This is a genomic window from Dyella thiooxydans (assembly GCF_001641285.1).
In the GTDB taxonomy this organism is placed as follows: Bacteria; Pseudomonadota; Gammaproteobacteria; order Xanthomonadales; family Rhodanobacteraceae; genus Dyella_A; species Dyella_A thiooxydans.
Genome location: NZ_CP014841.1, coordinates 1,179,205 through 1,198,091, shown reverse-complemented (window position 1 = coordinate 1,198,091; position 18,887 = coordinate 1,179,205). Strand labels below are relative to the sequence as shown.

Here is an 18,887-nt window from a genome sequence, read left to right as displayed (position 1 = left end):
TTTTCTGCTGGAGTGGGATTATGCAAAACAACGATCCGCAGGCGCCGGAGCAGGGCCGGGAAACGGCTGACCAGGCCGACGATCTGGCGGCGCTGCAGGCACGCATCGTCGAGCTGGAGGCCAGCAACGCCGAGCTTCGCGAGAGCGTGCTTCGCGAGCGGGCGGACCTGGAGAACCAGCGCCGCCGCCTGCAGCGTGACCTGGAGCAGGCGCGTCGCTTCGCCAACGAAAAGCTGCTCAACGACCTGCTGCCGGTCTACGACAGCCTGGAACGCGGCCTGGCCGTGGAGGGGGGCGACGTGGCGGCGATCCGCGAAGGGATCAGCCTGACACTGAAGGCCTTGCTCAAGGTGGCTGAAGCCAACGGCATGGCGCAGGTCGACCCGGTCGGGCAGCCGCTGGATCCGGAGCGCCATCACGCGGTCAGCATGGTCGCCGCGCCGGACAAGGCTCCGGGCACGGTGGTGAGCGTGCTGCAGAAGGGCTACGTGTTGAACGACCGCCTGCTGCGGCCGGCGCTGGTCGCCGTCGCGCAGGATTGAGCCATCGCCTGACGCTGGCCGATTGACCTGCGTCAAGCCAGACACCTATCGGGCGGCCCGATCGGCATTGAATCGCCAGGTCCGGGCCCCATTCTGAAAACCAGTTCGCGGCCGCGGGGGTCGCAAGAAAATTTCGGAGCAGACACATGGGCAAGATCATCGGCATCGACCTGGGCACGACCAACTCGTGCGTGGCCGTCATGGACGGCACCTCGGTCAAGGTCATCGAGAATTCGGAAGGCGATCGCACCACGCCATCCATCGTCGCCTTCAACAAGGATGGCGAAGTGCTGGTCGGTGCCTCGGCCAAGCGCCAGAGCGTGACCAACCCGAAGAACACCTTCTACGCGGTGAAGCGCCTGATCGGCCGCAAGTTCACCGATGCCGAGGTGCAGAAGGACCTGGACATCGTCCCCTACGGCATCGTGGCGCACGACAACGGTGACGCCTGGGTGCAGACCTCCGACGGCAAGAAGATGGCGCCGCAGGAGATCTCCGCCAAGGTGCTGATGAAGATGAAGAAGACCGCCGAGGACTATCTCGGCGAGACCATCACCGAGGCGGTGATCACGGTCCCGGCCTACTTCAACGACAGTCAGCGCCAGGCGACCAAGGACGCCGGCAAGATCGCCGGCCTCGACGTCAAGCGCATCATCAACGAGCCGACCGCGGCCGCGCTGGCCTACGGCCTGGACAAGAAGGGCGGCGACCGCAAGATCGCGGTGTACGACCTGGGCGGCGGCACCTTCGACGTGTCGATCATCGAGATCGCCGAAGTCGACGGCGAGAAGCAGTTCGAGGTGCTGGCCACCAACGGCGACACCTTCCTCGGTGGCGAAGACTTCGACATGCGCGTCATCGACTATCTGGTCGAGGAATTCCAGAAGGACCAGGGCATCGACCTGCGCAAGGATCCGCTGGCCCTGCAACGCCTGAAGGATGCGGCCGAGCGCGCCAAGATCGAGCTGTCCTCCAGCCACCAGACCGAGGTCAACCTGCCGTACGTGACGGCCGATGCCTCCGGTCCGAAGCACCTGAACATCAAGCTGACCCGCGCCAAGCTGGAAGCGCTGGTCGAGGACCTGGTCAAGCGCACCATCGAGCCGTGCCGCACCGCGCTCAACGACGCCGGTCTGCGCGTGTCCGACATCAACGAGGTGATCCTCGTCGGTGGCCAGACCCGCATGCCCAAGGTGCAGGAGTCGGTGAAGGACTTCTTCGGCAAGGAGCCGCGCAAGGACGTCAACCCGGACGAGGCCGTTGCCGTCGGCGCGGCGATCCAGGGCGGCGTGCTGGGCGGTTCGGTCAAGGACGTGCTGCTGCTGGACGTGACCCCGCTGTCGCTGGGCATCGAGACCATGGGCGGCGTGATGACCAAGTTGATCGAGAAGAACACCACGGTGCCGACCAAGGCCTCGCAGGTGTTCTCAACCGCCGACGACAACCAGACAGCGGTCACCGTGCACGTGCTGCAGGGCGAGCGCGAGCGCGCCAGCGCGAACAAGTCGCTGGGCAAGTTCGACCTGCAGGGCATCGAGCCGGCGCCGCGCGGCATGCCGCAGATCGAGGTGACCTTCGACATCGACGCCAACGGCATCCTGCACGTGTCGGCCAAGGACAAGAAGACCGGCAAGGAGCAGCGCATCGAGATCAAGGCCGGCTCGGGCCTGTCCGAGGAAGAGATCGCGCGCATGGTTGCCGACGCCGAGGCGAACAAGGAAGAGGACAAGAAGTTCCACGAGCTCGTCGCCGCCCGCAACAAGGCCGACCAGCTGGTGCATGCCACGCGCAGTGCGCTGAAGGAGCATGGCGGCAAGGTGCCGGCCGAGCAGCTGTCGACCATCGAGGGTGCGCTGTCCGATCTGGAGAAGGTCAAGGACGGTGACGACAAGGCGGCGATCGAGGCGAAGGTCGAGAAGCTCGAGCAGGTCGCCCAGGCGCTGTATGCCGCCGCCCAGTCGGGCGGCGACGCGGGTGCCCAGTCGGCGCCGGGCGGCGGCTCGGCGCAGCCGGACGACGTGGTCGACGCCGAGTTCACCGAGGTCAAGGACGGCGACAACAAGTAAGCGACGTCCGTCGACGACATCGACGGAAAACCAGCCCGCGCCGCGCCGAAAGCCGGCGCGGGCTGTTTGCTTGGAAGGGCGCCGGCAGCCTGCCCGGCGTTGGGGAAGTGATCGAGTTTCGGGTGTGATGAATGAGCAAGCGTGACTACTACGAAGTGCTGGGCGTGGAGCGCAGCGTCACCGAGGTGGAGCTGAAGAAGTCCTTCCGCCGCCTGGCCATGAAGTACCACCCGGACCGCAATCCCGACGATCCCGGGGCGCAGGAGAAGTTCAAGGAGGCCAAGGAGGCCTACGAGGTACTGGCCGACGCGCAGAAGCGCGCGATGTACGACCAGCACGGTCACGCGGCGTTCGAAGGCGGCATGGGCGGCCGTGGTGGTGGCGCCGGCTTCGGCGACATGGGCGACATCTTCGGCGATATCTTTGGCGACATCTTCGGCGGTGGCCGTGGGCGTGCCCGCCGCGGCGCCGACCTGCGCTACATCATGGAGCTGGATCTCGAGGAGGCGGTGTTCGGCATCGAGCGCACCATCGAGATTCCCACCCAGGTGAACTGCCACCACTGCAATGGTTCGGGCTCGGCCGACGGCAAGACGGTCACCTGCAAGACCTGTCACGGCCATGGTCGCGTACGCATGCAGAACGGCATCTTCTCGATCCAGCAGGCATGCCCGCACTGCGGCGGCAGCGGCCAGGCGATCGAAAAGCCCTGCCGGCACTGCCATGGTGAGGGGCGGCTGGAAGAGACCCGCAAGCTGTCCGTGCGCATTCCGGCTGGCGTGGATACCGGCGACCGAATCCGCCTGGCCGGGCAGGGCGAGGCGGGGCCGGCCGGTGCCGAATCCGGCGACCTCTACGTGGAAGTGCGCGTACGCGAGCACGCGATCTTCCAGCGCGACGGCAACGATCTTCACTGCGAGGTGCCGATCCGCTTCTCCCAGGCCGCGCTCGGTGCGGAACTGGCCGTACCCACGCTGGAGGGCGAGGTGCCGGTCACCATCCCGCCGGAGACGCAGACCGGCCAGCAGTTCCGCCTGCGCGGCCGCGGCGTGAAGTCGGTACGCAGCGGCCGGCACGGCGATCTGATCTGCCGGGTGGTGGTCGAGACCCCGGTGCGGTTGACCAAGGAGCAGCGTGAACTGCTTGAGCAATTGGAGGCCAGCTTCGCCGCGGGCGATGCCGGAAAGCACATGCCGCGTGCCAAGACCTGGGTCGACGGGGTCAAGCAGTTCTGGTCGCGGGTTACCTCCTGAGCTGCCGGTCGTGCCCGGTCGGGCATGATGGATATCCTGAGGGTTTCGTCTGATGGAGCGGATCATGGGTGAGGTTGTTCGTGTCGCGGTCAATGGGGCCACCGGACGCATGGGGCGCGTGCTCGTCGACCTGCTGCGACGGGATCGCCGGTTCGACCTCGTTGCGGCAATCACGGCAGCTGACGCCCAGGAAATGGGCGCGCCGGTTGCGCCCGGCAGCCAGCTTCGCTTCACGCATGATTGGGCCAGCGTGTCCACTCCCGACGTGGTGATCGATTTCAGCGGCCCCGAGGGTCTGCAGGCGGCCCTCCAATACTGTCTGGACAGCGGTGCGGCATTGGTGGTCGGCACGACCGGCGTGGGTGATGCACTCGAGGCGGGACTGGCGAAAGCGGCCGGGCGCCTGGCGCTGCTGCGCTCGGCGAATTTCAGTCTCGGCGTGGCGGTGCTCTCGCGACTGCTGCGGCAGGCTGCTGCCGCGCTTGCCGAGTGGGACCTGGAGATCCTCGAGGCCCACCACAACCGCAAGGAGGATGCTCCCTCCGGCACTGCTCTGCTGTTGGGCGAGGCCGCTGCTGCCGGGCGGGGCGTCGCGCTCGGCGAACGGGCCGTGTTTTCGCGAGAAGGTCGTACGGGACCCCGCGAGCCGGGCGAGATCGGCTTTGCCGTGATTCGCGGTGGCGACATCGTCGGCGAGCACACCGCCATGCTGATCGGGCAGGGCGAGCGATTGGAGCTTGCGCACCGCGCCACCGACCGTGGCATCTTCGCGCGAGGGGCGATCGAGGCCGCACACTGGCTCGCCGGGAAGCCACCGGGCAGCTACGACCTGGATGCGATGCTCGCCGAGCGAAGCGGCGGCTGACGCCGCGTTCGCGCACCCGATGCGCGAACCGCTCCGACCGGGGTCAGTCGCGGTGCGCGGCGTCGCGGGCGCGGCCGGCGCCAAAGCGGGTGTCCAGTCGGCCGAAGATCTTCTTGAACGAGCGCGAGAACTTGCCGCGCTTGGTCTTGCGCATCTTTTCCTCTTCGCTGGTAAGCCATGCGATCTGGATGACGCGACGCTCCCCCTCGTACGGCAGGTGCCCATGGAAGGAGTTGTCGCAGCGCTTGAATACGGCGAACTCGCCGTACAGCGGCTTCAGTTCCGGCACGACCACGTCGTCGATATTGTCGATGCGATGCAGGAAGCGCAGGCAGCCGTCGCTGGTGTCCGGCCACTTCGGGTTGAGGTAGAGCAGGGCGGTGGCGATCTTGGAGCGGCTGTCGGTGTGGATGGTGCCATGGCGCTTGTTGAGCGAGCGGCAGATCGTCACCAGCGTCGGATAGTCGCCCAGGTTCTCGATGCCCAGCCGACGACCCACGGCGCTGGCGAACGAGGGGGCAGTCAGGTGCTCGACCAGGGTGTTGATGGTCGGTCCGCAGTCCGCGGGGTCGTAGGGAAAGAATCCTGCGCTGGTGTATTTCGGGAAATCGCGATCGAGGTCGCTGCGGGCTTCGTCGGGAAGCTGGCCGTGGGCAACCATGAACGGGAACGGCTCGAGCTTCACCTCCGTATCGGGACGGTCCAGGCGGGCAGGATCGAGCAGCACGACGGCATTCATCGGGTGATGGCTTCCACGAGGGGCGGACGCGCAAGTGTAGCGCTCCGCGAGGCGTCTTCACTTGCCCTGCCTGGCTCTCCGTTCACCTGAAGTCGTGGACAGGAAAGCTGTCGCGGCCTATCATTTCGATCCGCCCAGTCCATCCACGACCTAAGGTCCACAAGCCAGCTTGATCGCGGCTTGCGGGCTTTGCTGCACCTAAAGGCGGCCTCCCCATGCTTATTCCTGCTCTGCTAGCCCTCGAAGACGGCAGCGTGTTCCACGGCCACGCCGTGGGTGCCACCGGCCAGACCGTCGGCGAGGTGGTGTTCAACACCGCCATGACCGGTTACCAGGAGATCCTCACCGATCCCTCCTACGCCCGGCAGCTCGTCACGCTGACCTACCCCCACATCGGCAACACTGGCTGCAACGTCGAGGACGAGGAGTCCGCCGCCGTGCACGCCGCCGGGCTGATCGTCCGCGACGTGCCGCGCCGTCCCAGCAACTGGCGCAACCAGGAGAGCCTGCCCGACTACCTCCGGCGCCACGGCATCGTGGCTATCGCCGGCATCGACACCCGCCGCCTCACGCGCATCCTGCGCGACAAGGGCACGCTGGGTGGCTGCATCGTGGCGGGCGAATCGATCGATGCCGACGCGGCCATCGCCGCGGCCAGGGGCTTCCCCGGCCTGAATGGCATGGACCTGGCCAAGGTGGTCAGCACCACCGCCCACTACGAGTGGAACGAGGGCACCTACGACCTGGACCGCACCGCGTTCAACCACCCGGAGAAGCGCTTCAAGGTGGTGGCCTACGACTTCGGCGTGAAGCGCAACATCCTGCGCCTGCTGGCCGAGCAGGGCTGCGACATCACCGTGGTGCCGGCGCAGACCCCGGCCGCCGAGGTGCTGGCGATGCAGCCGGACGGCGTGTTCCTCTCCAACGGCCCCGGCGACCCGGCGGCCTGCGACTACGCCATCGCCGCCACGCGCGAGCTGCTGGATGCCAAGGTGCCGCTGTTCGGCATTTGCCTCGGGCACCAGATCATGGGCCTGGCGCTCGGCGCGAAGACGCTGAAGATGAAGTTCGGCCACCACGGCGCGAACCACCCGGTGAAGGACCACGACGACGGCCGCGTGCTGATCACCAGCCAGAACCACGGCTTCGCGGTGGATCCGGCCACGCTGCCGGCCAACGCCCGCGTCACCCATACTTCGCTGTTCGACGGTTCGCTGCAGGGCTTCGCGCTCACCGACCGCCCGGCGTTCTGCTTCCAGGGCCACCCGGAAGCCAGCCCCGGCCCGCACGACATCGGCTACCTCTTCGACCGCTTTGCCGCCCTGATGCAGGAGGCCCGCTGACATGCCCAAGCGCACCGACATCCAGTCCATCCTGATCATCGGCGCCGGCCCGATCGTCATCGGCCAGGCCTGCGAGTTCGACTACTCCGGCGCCCAGGCCTGCAAGGCGCTGAAGGAGGAGGGCTACCGGGTCATCCTGGTGAATTCCAATCCGGCCACCATCATGACCGACCCGGACACGGCCGATGCGGTCTACATCGAGCCGATCAACTGGCAGACGGTCGAGCACATCATCGCCAAGGAGCGTCCGGACGCGGTGCTGCCCACGATGGGCGGCCAGACCGCGCTGAACTGCGCGCTGGACCTGGCCGACAACGGCGTGCTGGAGAAATACGGCGTCGAGCTGATCGGTGCTTCGCGCGAGGCGATCCGCATGGCCGAGGACCGCGAGCTGTTCAAGCAGGCGATGGCCGAGATCGGGCTGGACTGCCCGAAGGCCGAGGTTGCGCGCAGCTACGAGCAGGCGGTGGACATCCAGACCCGCGTCGGCTTCCCGACCATCATCCGCCCCAGCTTCACGCTGGGCGGTTCCGGCGGCGGCGTGGCCTACAACGTCGAGGAGTTCGAGGAGATCGTCAAGCGCGGCCTCGACCTCTCGCCGGTGCACGAGGTGCTGGTCGAGGAGTCCGTGCTCGGCTGGAAGGAGTTCGAGATGGAGGTGGTCCGCGACAAGGCGGACAACTGCATCATCGTCTGCTCGATCGAGAACCTCGATCCGATGGGCGTGCACACCGGCGACTCGATCACCGTGGCGCCGGCGCAGACGCTCACCGACAAGGAATACCAGCGCCTGCGCGACGCCTCGCTCGCGGTGCTGCGCAAGATCGGCGTGGACACCGGCGGCTCCAACGTGCAGTTCGGCATCAATGCCGAGACCGGCCGCGTGGTGGTCATCGAGATGAATCCGCGCGTGTCGCGCTCCTCCGCGCTGGCGTCCAAGGCCACCGGTTTCCCGATCGCCAAGATCGCCGCCAAGCTGGCGGTCGGCTACACGCTGGACGAACTGAAGAACGACATCACCGGCGGCCTGACCCCGGCCTCGTTCGAGCCGACCATCGACTACGTGGTCACCAAGATCCCGCGCTTCGCGTTCGAGAAGTTCCCGCAGGCCGACGCCCGCCTGACCACCCAGATGAAGTCGGTGGGCGAGGTGATGGCCATCGGCCGCAGCTTCCACGAGTCGCTGCAGAAGGCGCTGCGTGGCCTGGAGATCGGCAAGACCGGCCTCAACCCGACCGGTCTGGACCTGACCAGTGACGAGGGGCTGGCTAAGCTCAAGCGCGAGCTGCGCGAGCCGCGGCCCGACCGCGTATTCCACCTGGCCGATGCGTTCCGTGCCGGCTTGTCGCTGGAGGAGGTGCACAGCCTCAGCCGCGTCGATCCGTGGTTCCTCGCCGCGTTCGAGGACATCGTGCTGGCCGAGAACGCCGTGCGCGAGCAGGGCGTCACCGCGCTGGACGCGCCGCGCCTGCGCCAGCTCAAGCGGCTGGGCTTCTCCGATGCGCGGCTGGCCGAGCTGGTCGGCACCGACGAGGCGGCGCTGCGCCACCTGCGCCGCACGCTGGGCATCCGCCCGGTGTACAAGCGCGTCGACTCCTGCGCCGCCGAATTCGCCACCACCACCGCCTACATGTACTCCACCTACGAGGAGGAGTGCGAAGCCAACCCGAGCGACCGCCAGAAGGTGATCGTGCTCGGCGGCGGTCCGAACCGCATCGGCCAGGGCATCGAGTTCGACTACTGCTGCGTGCACGCCGCGCTGGCGCTGCGCGAAGACGGGTTCGAGACCATCATGGTCAACTGCAACCCGGAGACCGTCTCGACCGACTACGACACCTCTGACCGCCTGTACTTCGAGCCGCTCACGCTCGAGGACGTGCTGGAGATCGTCGACCTGGAGCAGCCGAAGGGCGTGATCGTGCAGTACGGCGGCCAGACTCCGCTGAAGCTGGCCCGTGCGCTGGAGGCTGCCGGCGTGCCGGTGATCGGCACCTCGCCGGATTCGATCGACCTGGCCGAGGACCGCGAGCGCTTCCAGCAGATGATCCACAAGCTGGGCCTGCGCCAGCCACCGAACCGCACCGCGCGCAACGCCGACGAGGCGCTGGCGCTGGCGCGCGAGATCGGCTACCCGCTGGTGGTGCGTCCGAGCTACGTGCTGGGCGGCCGCGCGATGGAGGTGGTCTACGACGACGCCGACCTCGCCCGTTACATCCGCGATGCGGTGCAGGTGTCGAACGACTCGCCGGTGCTGCTGGACCGCTTCCTCGACCATGCCGTCGAGGTGGACGTGGACATCATCGCCGACGCCACCGGCGAGGTGCTGATCGGCGGCATCATGGAGCACATCGAGGAGGCCGGCGTGCATTCGGGCGACTCGTCCTGCTCGCTGCCGCCGTATTCCCTGTCGGGCGAGGTGCAGAACGAGCTGCGCCGCCAGGTCGCGGCGATGGCCAGGGAACTGAAGGTCATCGGCCTGATGAATACCCAGTTCGCGATCCAGGGCGACACGGTCTACGTGCTGGAAGTGAACCCGCGCGCCTCGCGCACGGTGCCGTTCGTCTCCAAGGCCACCGGCGTACCGCTGGCCAAGATCGCCGCACGTTGCATGGCGGGCCGTTCGCTGGCCGAGCAGGGCGCGACCCGCGAGGTGATCCCGTCGTACTACTCGGTCAAGGAAGCGATCTTCCCGTTCCTGAAGTTCCAGAACGTCGATCCGATCCTCGGCCCGGAGATGCGTTCCACCGGCGAGGTGATGGGCGTGGGCCGCAGCTTCGGCGCCGCCTTCGCACGCGGCCACGATGCTGCCGGCATCAAGACGCCGCCGAAGGGCAAGGTGTTCGTGTCGGTGCGCGATGCCGACAAGGAGCGCCTGCTGCCGGTGGCGCGCGACGCGATCCAGCGCGGTTTCAGCCTGGTGGCCACCGCCGGCACGGCGGCATTCCTCACCGAGCACGGCGTGGTCTGCGAGCGCGTCAACAAGGTGCTCGAGGGCCGGCCGCACATCGTCGACCTGATCAAGAACGGCGAGATCGTCTATATCGTCAACACCACCGAGGGCAAGCAGGCGATCGCCGACTCGTTCTCGATCCGGCGCGAGGCGCTGCAGCACCGCGTCACCTATTCCACCACCGTCGCCGGTGCCCGGGCCCTGATCCATTCGCTGGACTTCCATGGCGCGGGCGAGGTGCACAGCCTGCAGGAACTGCACAGGGAGTTGAGCGCATGAGTCGCGCACCGATGACCAGGGCGGGCGCTGAGCGCCTGCGTGGCGAGCTGGATCGCCTGAAATCCGTGGACCGCCCCAAGGTGATCGCCGCGATCGCGGAAGCCCGCGCTCACGGTGATCTCAAGGAAAACGCCGAGTACCACGCTGCCCGCGAGCAGCAGAGCTTCATCGAGGGCCGCATCGCCGAGCTGGAAGCGGCGCTGTCCACGGCCGAGGTGATCGACATCACCCGGCTCGGCGCAGGCAACCGGGTCGTGTTCGGCGCCACCGTGGACCTGGAGGACGAGGACAGCGGCGAGGCGGTGACCTACCAGATCGTGGGCGACCTGGAGGCCGACATCAAGAAGCGGCTGATCGCGGTGTCTTCTCCGATCGCGCGCGCCCTGATCGGCAAGAGTGCGGGGGACAGCTTCGAGTTCACCGCGCCGAACGGCGTCAAGCATTACGAGATCGTCGACGTGCGCTACGAATGATCCGGAGACCATCGGTGCCTCGCCTCAGGGCGGGGCACCAGCGGTTCGCGAAGTGGTCCGGTCCCCGAGCCAGGCACAAAAAAAGGCCGCTTTCGCGGCCTTTTTCCTGACTCGTCGCGCGGGAATCAGCGCTGACGGGCCTTGAAACGCGGGTTGCTCTTGCAGATCACGAACACCTTGCCGCGACGGCGCACAACCTTGCAGTCACGGTGCCGCTGCTTGGCGGACTTCAAAGAGGAAAGCACCTTCACGGCCAGCTCCTGGAACCAAAGAAAAATTCAAGTCCGCGATTGTAGCGTGCTTTCCTGACCATCACAAGCTGCCGACGGTGGCGGTTTCCGCGACCACGGCCAGGAACTGGGCCAGCGCCGGCGAGGTGTCGCTGGCCCGGCTGGCGATGGCCAGGAGCATGTAGGCGTCGGGGTCTTCGACCGGGACATACGCCAGCCCGGCCAGCCGGACGGTCCGCATCGTCGCCGGTACCAGTGCGAGGCCAAGGCCCGCAGCGACCATCGCCAGCATGCCGTTCACCTGCTGCACGTGGCGCTGGATCCGGGGCTGGAATCCGGCCTTCTGCGCGAGCTGGTGCAGGCGGTCGTAAAGCGTCACGGCTACCTCGCGTGGCTGCGCGACGAAGGGCTCCTGCGCCACTTCGTCCAGCCGCAGGCTGCTGCGTCCCGACAGGGGATGGCCCGCCGGCAGGGCGAGCAGCAGCGGCTCCCGATCCAGGACGGTCATGCGCAGCGCCCTGGCATCGATCGCGCGACGCGGCTCATCGCGTACGAGGCCGACGTCGATCCGGCCGTCCAGCAGCGCCTCGAACTGTGGCTCGGTGTACAGCTCGCTCAACTCGACCCGCACGTTCGGTGCGACCTGGCCATAGCGCAGCAGGATCCGCGGCAGGGCGGGGTGGAACGATACCGATACCGTGTATGCCAGTCGCAGCTGGCCGCTGTGGCCGGCTGCGGCCGCCACTACCTGGGTGCGCGCCTCGTCCGCCTTGGCCAGGATCTGCCTTGCATGATCGAGAAAGATGCGCCCCGGGCCGGTCAGCGAGACGGATCGCTTGGTGCGTTCGAGCAGGCGCACGCCGAGATCCTGCTCAAGGGCCTGGATCTGCTGGGAGAGCGGCGGTTGCGACAGATGCAGTCGTCGAGCCGCACGAGTGAAGCTCAGCTCTTCGCTGACGGCCACGAAGTAGCGCAACTGGCGGAAATCAAACATATAGGGAAACCAGATTAATCTGGCGGGAAATATATATTGGCGCTGTTTCTTGGGCGAGCCTAAGATTCCACCTGTCCGCCACCTTTCCCCTCCCCCGGGTGGCGCGGCCCCGCCCCGCAGCGACGCTCTCCCCCTCGACCGCCGGCCTCCCCCCTTGAGCCGCCCGTCGATGCGTCGTTTCGCGGGGCGTTTCTTTTTTCCCTCCCGCGGAATCCTTTCCGCGGGGAGCGCGCTACCCTCCGGTACCCTCTCGTCAGAGCGATGCAGCCAGGCGTGTGCCCTGATCGATGGCGCGCTTGGCATCGAGCTCCGCCGCCACGTCGGCACCACCGATGACATGAGTGGTCATTCCTGAGGCTGACAGCGAATCAGCCAGCGGCCGGAACGGCTCCTGGCCGGCACAGACCACCACATGATCGACCGGCAACACGGTTGGCTTGCCTGCCACGCTGATGTGCAGGCCCTGGTCGTCGAGGCGATCGTAGGCGACGCCGCCGAGCATCTGCACCTGCTTGGACTTGAGCGTGGCGCGATGAACCCAGCCGGTAGTCTTGTTAAGCCGCGCGCCGGGACGACCTTCGCTTCGCTGCAGGAGCCAGACCTGGCGTGCGGGCGACTCGGGCGCCGGTGCGTCCAGGCCGCCGCGCGCGGTCAGGGCCATGTCGACGCCCCATTCGCGAGTCCATCGCTGGATGTCCGTGCTGGGCGCGGGCGGGTTCTCGACGAGGAACTCCGCCACGTCGAACCCGATGCCGCCGGCGCCGATGATCGCGACCTTGTGACCCACCGGGCGATCGCGTGCGAGCACGTCGAGATAACTCAGCACGCGCGGGTCCTCGCTGCCGGGGAAGGCGATCCGGCGCGGCGTGATCCCCGTCGCCAGTACCACTTCGTCGAACGATCCGTCGGACAGCATGGCGGCATCGACGCGTGTGCCCAGCCGTAGCGTCACCCCCGCGTCGGCAAGGCGGTGGCCGAAATAACGAAGGGTCTCGTGGAACTCTTCCTTGCCCGGGATGCGTTTGGCGTAATTGAACTGGCCGCCGATGCGGTCGGCCTGGTCGAACAGGGTGACGGTGTGGCCACGCTCGGCGGCCACGCTCGCACAGGCCATGCCCGCCGGTCCTGCGCCGACGACGGCAATGCGCTTGCGCTTCGCCGCCGGCGTGATGGTGAGCTCGGTCTCGTGACAGGCGCGCGGGTTCACCAGGCAGCTGGCGCGGCGGTTCTGGAACACGTGGTCCAGGCAGGCCTGGTTGCAGGCGATGCAGGTGTTGATGCGCGAGGCGCGGTCGTCCATCGCCTTGCGCACCCAGTCCGGGTCGGCCAGCAACGGTCGCGCCATCGACACCATGTCGGCGTCGCCACCGGCGAGAATCCGCTCGGCGACGTCGGGCATGTTGATGCGGTTGGTGGTGACCAGCGGGATGCGCACCTCCTGCTTCATCCTCCGGGTCACCCACGTGAACGCGCCCCGCGGCACCGAAGTCACGATGGTCGGGATGCGCGCCTCGTGCCAGCCGATGCCGGTATTGATGATGCTCGCGCCGGCGGCCTCGATCGCCTGGCCCAGTGCAACGATCTCCTCCCAGCTCTGGCCCTGCTCGACCAGATCGAGCATCGATAGGCGGTAGATGATGATGAAGTCCTTGCCGACCGCTTCGCGGGTGCGCCGCACGATCTCCACCGGAAAGCGCATCCGGCGCCGGGCGTCGCCGCCCCAGGCGTCCTGGCGGCGATTGGCGCGCTCGACCAGGAACTGGTTGATCAGATAGCCCTCCGAGCCCATCACCTCCACGCCGTCGTAGCCCGCCTCGCGGGCCAGTTCCGCGCTGCGCACGAAGTCGCCGATGGTGCGTTCGACGCCACGGGCGGAGAGGGCGCGGGGCGTAAACGGGGTGATCGGCGACTGTATCTTCGACGGTGCGACGGACAGTGGGTGGTAGCCGTACCGGCCCGCGTGGAGGATCTGCATGCAGATGCGTCCGCCCTCGGCATGCACGGCACGGGTCACCTTGCGGTGCCGCGCGACATGCCAGGGCATCGACAGTCGCCCGCCGAACGGCTTCAGCCAGCCCTCGATGCTCGGCGCGATGCCGCCGGTCACGATCAGGCCGACGCCCCCCCTGGCGCGCTCGGCGAAATAGGCCGCCAGCTTATCGAAGTCGGCGGCGCGATCCTCCAGGCCCGTATGCATCGAGCCCATCAGCACCCGGTTGGGCAGGGTCACGTGGCCCAGGTCGAGCGGGGCCAGCAGGTGCGGATAGGACATGGCAGGGTTCCGATCAAACGATCGTATGAATCTGCCCGCAACGCGGTGGGAAAAGCAAGCTCGCCGGGGTGGCGCTCACGGCAGCAGTCGTTCGACCAGGGCGATGTAGTGCTGCATGGCCTCGTCGCTCGGGGTGCCACGCAGCTTGGCCCAAGCCTCGTACTTCGCGGTGCCGACGAAATCGAAAAAGCCCGGAGGCTCACCGTGAACGTCGCCTTCGGAGCCCTGCTTGAACAGGGCGTAGAGCTTCAGCAGGGTGTCGTTGTCCGGCCGCGTGCCCAGCCGTTTGACGTCCTCGGCCGCACGCTCGAAGGCGTGGCGGAGATCGCTCATGAGATGCTTGCCCCCTTGCCCGGAGCGGGCAGTGGCCGGCTTGATAGCACGCACCCGGGGAGGGGTCAACGCGGTAACATGGCGGCCTTTGCCCAAGGAAACCGCCCATGTCCCGTCCCGTTGTCGTGCCTGTGCTCACCATCGACGGGCCGTCGGGATCGGGCAAGGGCACCGTCAGCCGGCTGGTCGCCGAACGCCTCGGCTGGCGCCTGCTCGACTCCGGCGCGCTGTACCGGGCGGTGGGCTATGCCGCCGGGGCGGCCGGACTGGACCTGTCCGACGTCGATGCGGTCACCCGTTGCGCGCAATCCACGAAAATCCGATTCCACCCGTCGGCGGACGGCGGGGACACGCGGGTGCTGGTGAATGGGCACGATGCCACCGACGAACTGCGCACGGAAACGGCGGGTGCCGCGGCCTCGGCCATTGCCTCGATTCCTTCGGTGCGTCAGGCACTTGTGGATCTCCAGCTGGGTTTTCGCAAGGCCCCGGGGCTGGTTGCGGACGGGCGCGACATGGGCACGGTGATCTTCCCGGATGCCGCCCACAAGGTATTCCTCACCGCCAGTGCGGCCGAACGGGCGAAAAGACGCTATAAGCAGTTGAAGGAAAAGGGTCTGAGCGTTACACTCAGCGGCCTTCAGCGCGAGATTGAGGCGCGTGACGCCCGCGACGCTTCCCGGGCCGTCGCTCCGCTCAAGCCTGCCGACGATGCGGTTCTGGTGGACACCACCGGCATGCCCATCGACGAGGTCGTCGCGAAAGTATTCGCCGTCGTGCGGTCCTGAGGACCGCGGGCCGGCAACAAGCGCCCCTGCCGCGGCATGGGGTTTTGGTCAACGGTGAAGGGGGTAACCCCGATCACCCACAACCGGTGGGCCGATCCGTTTCTGCGCATTACATCCGACGGCGCGCAGGAACTACGGCCTTTTCTCATTTCTGGAATCAACATGACTGAAAGTTTTGCCGAGCTGTTTGAACAGAGCCAGCAGGCCATCGCCAAGCTCAAGCCGGGCGCCATCGTCACGGGCATCGTGGTGGAGATCCGCAACGACGTCGTCGTGATCAACGCGGGCCTGAAGAGCGAAGGCATCGTCCCGATCGAGCAGTTCAAGGACGAGAAGGGCGAGTTGGAAGTGCAGGTGGGCGACGAGGTCAAGGTCGCCCTGGACGCCCTGGAAGACGGCTTCGGCGAGACCAAGCTCTCCCGCGAGAAGGCCAAGCGCTCGATGGTGTGGGACGACCTCGAGACGGCTTTCGACAAGGAAGAGACCATCACCGGCATGATCTCCGGCAAGGTCAAGGGCGGCTTCACCGTCGACATCAAGGACGTCCGCGCATTCCTGCCGGGCTCCCTGGTCGACGTGCGCCCGGTCCGTGACCCGGTGTACCTCGAGGGCAAGGAACTCGAGTTCAAGATCATCAAGCTGGACCGCAAGCGCAACAACGTGGTCGTCAGCCGCCGCGCCGTCGTCGAGACCGAGTTCTCCGAGGAGCGCGAGAAGCTGCTGGAGCGCCTGACCGAGGGCGCGGTGGTCAAGGGCACGGTCAAGAACCTCACCGACTACGGCGCGTTCGTGGACCTGGGCGGTATCGACGGCCTGCTGCACATCACCGACATGGCGTGGAAGCGCGTGCGTCACCCGTCCGAAGTCGTCAACGTCGGCGACGAGCTGGAAGTGCGCGTGCTGAAGTACGACCGCGAGCGCAACCGCGTCTCGCTGGGCCTGAAGCAGCTGGGCGACGATCCGTGGGTGGCCATCTCGCGCCGCTACCCGGTCGGCAGCCGCCTGTTCGGCAAGGTCTCCAACGTCACCGATTACGGCTGCTTCGTCGAGATCGAGCCGGGCGTCGAGGGTCTGGTCCACGTGTCCGAGATGGACTGGACCAACAAGAACGTCAACCCGGCCAAGGTGGTGCAGGTCGGTGACGAGACCGAGGTGATGGTGCTGGACGTGGATGAAGAGCGTCGCCGCATCTCGCTGGGTATCAAGCAGACCCGCTCGAACCCGTGGGAAGCCTTCGCCGCCATGCACAAGAAGGGCGACAAGGTCTCCGGTCAGATCAAGTCGATCACCGATTTCGGCGTCTTCATTGGTCTGGACGGCGGCATCGACGGCCTGGTCCACCTGTCGGACATCTCCTGGCAGGCCTCGGGCGAGGACTTGGTGCGCAACTTCAAGAAGGGCGACGAGATCGAGGCCGTGGTGCTGGCCGTGGATCCGGAGCGCGAGCGCATCTCCCTCGGCATCAAGCAGATGGAGCAGGATCCGTTCGGTCAGTTCATGGCCAACCACTCGCGCGGCACGGTCGTCACCGGTACGGTGAAGGAAGTCGACGCCAAGGGTGCGGTGGTCGACCTGGGTGATGGCGTCGAGGGCTACATCCGCGCCAACGACATCGCCAAGGAGCGCATCGACGACGCCACCCAGCATCTGAAGGTGGGCGACAAGGTCGAAGCCAAGTTCACCGGCATGGACCGCAAGGGTCGTCAGCTGTCGCTGTCGATCCGCGCCAAGGACGAGGACGATGTGCAGGATCTGATGGCGGACTACGGTTCGGCCAGCAGCGGTACGACCAAGCTCGGCGCGCTGCTCCAGGAGCAGCTCAACAAGGCCGAGTAACTCCTGTACGAGTCTTAGCAGGATGCGGGGCGGCTTTCCGGCCGCCCCGCAGTACCACGTCACGGACATTGGGGACCCATGACCAAATCCGAGTTGATCGAGGCGCTGGCCAAGCGCCAGCAGCATCTTGCGTTCGGTGATGTCGAGCTGGCCGTCAAGAGCGTCATCGAGCAGATGAGCCATGCACTGGCCAACGGTGAACGCATCGAGGTCCGGGGGTTCGGCAGCTTTGCCTTGCACTATCGTCCGCCGCGCATGGGGCGTAACCCCAAGACTGGCGAGGCGGTGGCGCTTCCGGGCAAGCATGTACCGCACTTCAAGCCAGGCAAGGAGCTCCGCGAGCGGGTGAACCAGTCGGCCGAGTCGGCCGAAGACTGATATCCGCTGGTCTGGCCCGTTCGGGCCAGGGATGAAGGCAGGCGACCGCGAGGTCGATCCTGCCTTTTGCTTTTCGGGTCCGGTGATCTGTGCCGGCCTGGGGCGATCGGGTAAAGTCATCGGATGCGCTTGCTCATCCTGCTCGTCGTGATCGCTTTCGTTGCCCTTGGCGTCATGCTCGGGGCGCTCAATGCCGACCTGGTCGTCTATGACTTCGGTATCGCGAGCGTGTCCCTGCCCAAAGGGGCGGCCCTGCTGGCCGCATTGCTGGTCGGGTGGCTGCTTGGCGGGTTGACGGCATGGCTTGGCCGGTTCCGCCGACCGGCCCGCGGAAAGCGCTCGTCTCGGGTATCCGGCGAGGCGTCCCGCGCTCCATGAATCCCCTGTATGCGTTGTTGCTTCTGCCAGTAGCTTTCCTGAGCGGGTGGTGGACTTCGCGGCGTGCCGGTGTGCGTCGCTCAGGCGCCAGGGTGAGCGAACTCTCCTCGGACTATTTCCGCGGCCTGAACTACCTGCTCAACGAAGAACAGGACAAGGCCATCGAGGTGTTCCTCAAGCTGGCCGAGTACAACCGCGATACCGTGGAGACCCACCTCGCGCTGGGCAATCTGTTTCGTCGACGCGGCGAGGTGGATCGTGCCATCCGGTTGCACCAGCACCTGGTCTCGCGCCAGGGGCTGTCCGACGCGATGAAAACCGTCGCCTTGCTCGAGCTGGGCGAGGACTACATGCGCGCGGGCCTGCTGGATCGCGCCGAGACCCTGTTCTGCGACCTGGTGGCGATGGATGCGCATGCGCCATCGGCCCTGCGGCACCTGATTGCGATCTACCAGCACGAGCGGGACTGGCACAAGGCGATCGAACACGCCCGTCGACTGGAGGCGATGACCGGCGAGGACGAGTCGGCGATGGTGGCGCAGTTCTACTGCGAGCTGGCCGAACGTTCGCGCCAGGCAGGAGCCCGCGCCGAGGCGGCGGACTACCTCAGGCAGGCCTTCGAATGCCAGCCGGACTGTGTCCGCGCATTCATGCTCACTGGTCGCCTGCACGCCGAACAGGGCGAGCACGACGATGCCATAACCGCCTACGAGGCAGCCGTGGCGGCCGACGTGGCTTTTGTGCCCGAAATCCTGCCGCCGCTGCTGCACAGCTATGCCTGTACGCAGCAGATGGCGCGTGCCGAGACATTCCTGCAGGACATCCTGACCCGCTACCACGGCATCTCGCCGGTGCTGGCCCTGACCCGGCTTTACCAGCAGCGCGACGGCGAGCGGGTGGCGGTCGACTTTCTCACCGGGCAACTGCGCCAGCGCCCCTCGGTGCGCGGCCTGATGGCGCTGATCGATGCCACGATGGACAAGATCCAGGGCGAAGCGAGGGACAATTTCCTGATTCTTCGCGATCTCACCCGCAAATTGCTCGAAGGTCAGGCGATGTACCGCTGCAGCCGTTGCGGCTTCGGTGCCAAGGCGCACCATTGGCAGTGCCCCAGCTGCAAGAGCTGGAGCACGATCCGCCCCATCCATGGCGTGGCCAACGAGTAGCG

Annotated in this window: 17 protein-coding genes; 12 read left to right on the top strand and 5 right to left on the bottom strand. The window is 66.8% G+C overall.

Annotated elements, in window-relative coordinates; genetic code table 11:
• The first annotated feature begins 20 nt into the window (after positions 1–20).
• The 4 genes from grpE to dapB all read left to right on the top strand — a co-directional run bounded on the left by grpE (position 21) and on the right by dapB (position 4,726).
• Complete coding sequence (gene grpE / locus ATSB10_RS05545; RefSeq protein ID WP_063671134.1) at positions 21–542, top strand: nucleotide exchange factor GrpE; 522 nt, start codon at positions 21–23, stop codon at positions 540–542.
• A gap of 146 nt (positions 543–688) precedes the next feature.
• Positions 689–2,608, top strand: coding sequence for a molecular chaperone DnaK (gene dnaK, locus ATSB10_RS05540; RefSeq protein ID WP_063671133.1), 1,920 nt, complete (start codon positions 689–691; stop codon positions 2,606–2,608).
• 131 nt (positions 2,609–2,739) lie between these two features.
• Positions 2,740–3,861 (top strand): molecular chaperone DnaJ, encoded by a 1,122-nt coding sequence (gene dnaJ, locus ATSB10_RS05535; RefSeq protein ID WP_063671131.1) that lies wholly within the window; start codon positions 2,740–2,742, stop codon positions 3,859–3,861.
• Between the two features lie 52 nt (positions 3,862–3,913).
• Positions 3,914–4,726 (top strand): 4-hydroxy-tetrahydrodipicolinate reductase, encoded by an 813-nt coding sequence (gene dapB, locus ATSB10_RS05530; RefSeq protein WP_083966095.1) that lies wholly within the window; start codon positions 3,914–3,916, stop codon positions 4,724–4,726.
• A gap of 43 nt (positions 4,727–4,769) precedes the next feature.
• Here the strand turns inward: dapB and ATSB10_RS05525 are convergent, their stop codons facing one another.
• The gene (locus ATSB10_RS05525) at positions 4,770–5,465 is read right to left on the bottom strand and encodes a 2OG-Fe(II) oxygenase (RefSeq protein ID WP_063671129.1); all 696 of its coding nucleotides are present in this window, start codon (positions 5,463–5,465) and stop codon (positions 4,770–4,772) included.
• A gap of 215 nt (positions 5,466–5,680) precedes the next feature.
• Between ATSB10_RS05525 and carA the strand changes: the two genes are divergently transcribed.
• From carA to greA, 3 genes are read left to right on the top strand one after another with little or no spacing between them, the layout of a single operon-like run.
• Positions 5,681–6,808, top strand: coding sequence for a glutamine-hydrolyzing carbamoyl-phosphate synthase small subunit (carA, locus tag ATSB10_RS05520; protein ID WP_063671125.1), 1,128 nt, complete (start codon positions 5,681–5,683; stop codon positions 6,806–6,808).
• Between the two features lies 1 nt (position 6,809).
• Positions 6,810–10,037: a carbamoyl-phosphate synthase large subunit gene (gene carB / locus ATSB10_RS05515; RefSeq protein ID WP_063671121.1), complete on the top strand. Its 3,228-nt coding sequence runs from the start codon at positions 6,810–6,812 to the stop codon at positions 10,035–10,037.
• Positions 10,034–10,510 (top strand): transcription elongation factor GreA, encoded by a 477-nt coding sequence (gene greA, locus ATSB10_RS05510; protein WP_017460811.1) that lies wholly within the window; start codon positions 10,034–10,036, stop codon positions 10,508–10,510. Before carB ends, greA begins: the two co-directional genes overlap by 4 nt.
• Before the next feature lie 125 nt (positions 10,511–10,635).
• On the opposite strand, the gene ykgO is transcribed toward greA, so the two are convergent.
• From ykgO to ATSB10_RS05490, 4 genes are all read right to left on the bottom strand, one after another.
• Positions 10,636–10,761: a type B 50S ribosomal protein L36 gene (gene ykgO / locus ATSB10_RS05505; RefSeq protein ID WP_008215056.1), complete on the bottom strand. Its 126-nt coding sequence runs from the start codon at positions 10,759–10,761 to the stop codon at positions 10,636–10,638.
• A gap of 61 nt (positions 10,762–10,822) precedes the next feature.
• Complete coding sequence (locus tag ATSB10_RS05500) at positions 10,823–11,734, bottom strand: LysR family transcriptional regulator (protein WP_063671115.1); 912 nt, start codon at positions 11,732–11,734, stop codon at positions 10,823–10,825.
• Positions 11,735–11,987: 253 nt separating this feature from the next.
• Positions 11,988–14,006, bottom strand: coding sequence for an NADPH-dependent 2,4-dienoyl-CoA reductase (locus ATSB10_RS05495; RefSeq protein ID WP_063671113.1), 2,019 nt, complete (start codon positions 14,004–14,006; stop codon positions 11,988–11,990).
• A gap of 75 nt (positions 14,007–14,081) precedes the next feature.
• Entirely contained in the window at positions 14,082–14,339 is a 258-nt protein-coding gene (locus ATSB10_RS05490; protein WP_017460808.1) for an acyl-CoA-binding protein, read from the bottom strand.
• 107 nt (positions 14,340–14,446) lie between these two features.
• On the opposite strand from ATSB10_RS05490, the gene cmk reads away from it, so the two are divergent.
• The 5 genes from cmk to lapB all read left to right on the top strand — a co-directional run bounded on the left by cmk (position 14,447) and on the right by lapB (position 18,885).
• Positions 14,447–15,127 (top strand): (d)CMP kinase, encoded by a 681-nt coding sequence (gene cmk / locus ATSB10_RS05485; RefSeq protein WP_205631098.1) that lies wholly within the window; start codon positions 14,447–14,449, stop codon positions 15,125–15,127.
• Between the two features lie 162 nt (positions 15,128–15,289).
• The gene (gene rpsA, locus ATSB10_RS05480) at positions 15,290–16,963 is read left to right on the top strand and encodes a 30S ribosomal protein S1 (RefSeq protein WP_017460806.1); all 1,674 of its coding nucleotides are present in this window, start codon (positions 15,290–15,292) and stop codon (positions 16,961–16,963) included.
• A gap of 78 nt (positions 16,964–17,041) precedes the next feature.
• Positions 17,042–17,341, top strand: coding sequence for an integration host factor subunit beta (locus ATSB10_RS05475; RefSeq protein ID WP_063671111.1), 300 nt, complete (start codon positions 17,042–17,044; stop codon positions 17,339–17,341).
• A gap of 123 nt (positions 17,342–17,464) precedes the next feature.
• Entirely contained in the window at positions 17,465–17,719 is a 255-nt protein-coding gene (locus tag ATSB10_RS05470; RefSeq protein WP_063671110.1) for a hypothetical protein, read from the top strand.
• Positions 17,716–18,885 carry a lipopolysaccharide assembly protein LapB gene (gene lapB / locus ATSB10_RS05465; RefSeq protein WP_063671108.1) on the top strand — a complete coding sequence of 390 codons (1,170 nt, stop codon included), beginning with the start codon at positions 17,716–17,718 and terminating at the stop codon, positions 18,883–18,885. The genes ATSB10_RS05470 and lapB overlap by 4 nt, the downstream gene beginning before the upstream one ends.
• Positions 18,886–18,887 lie beyond the last annotated feature (2 nt).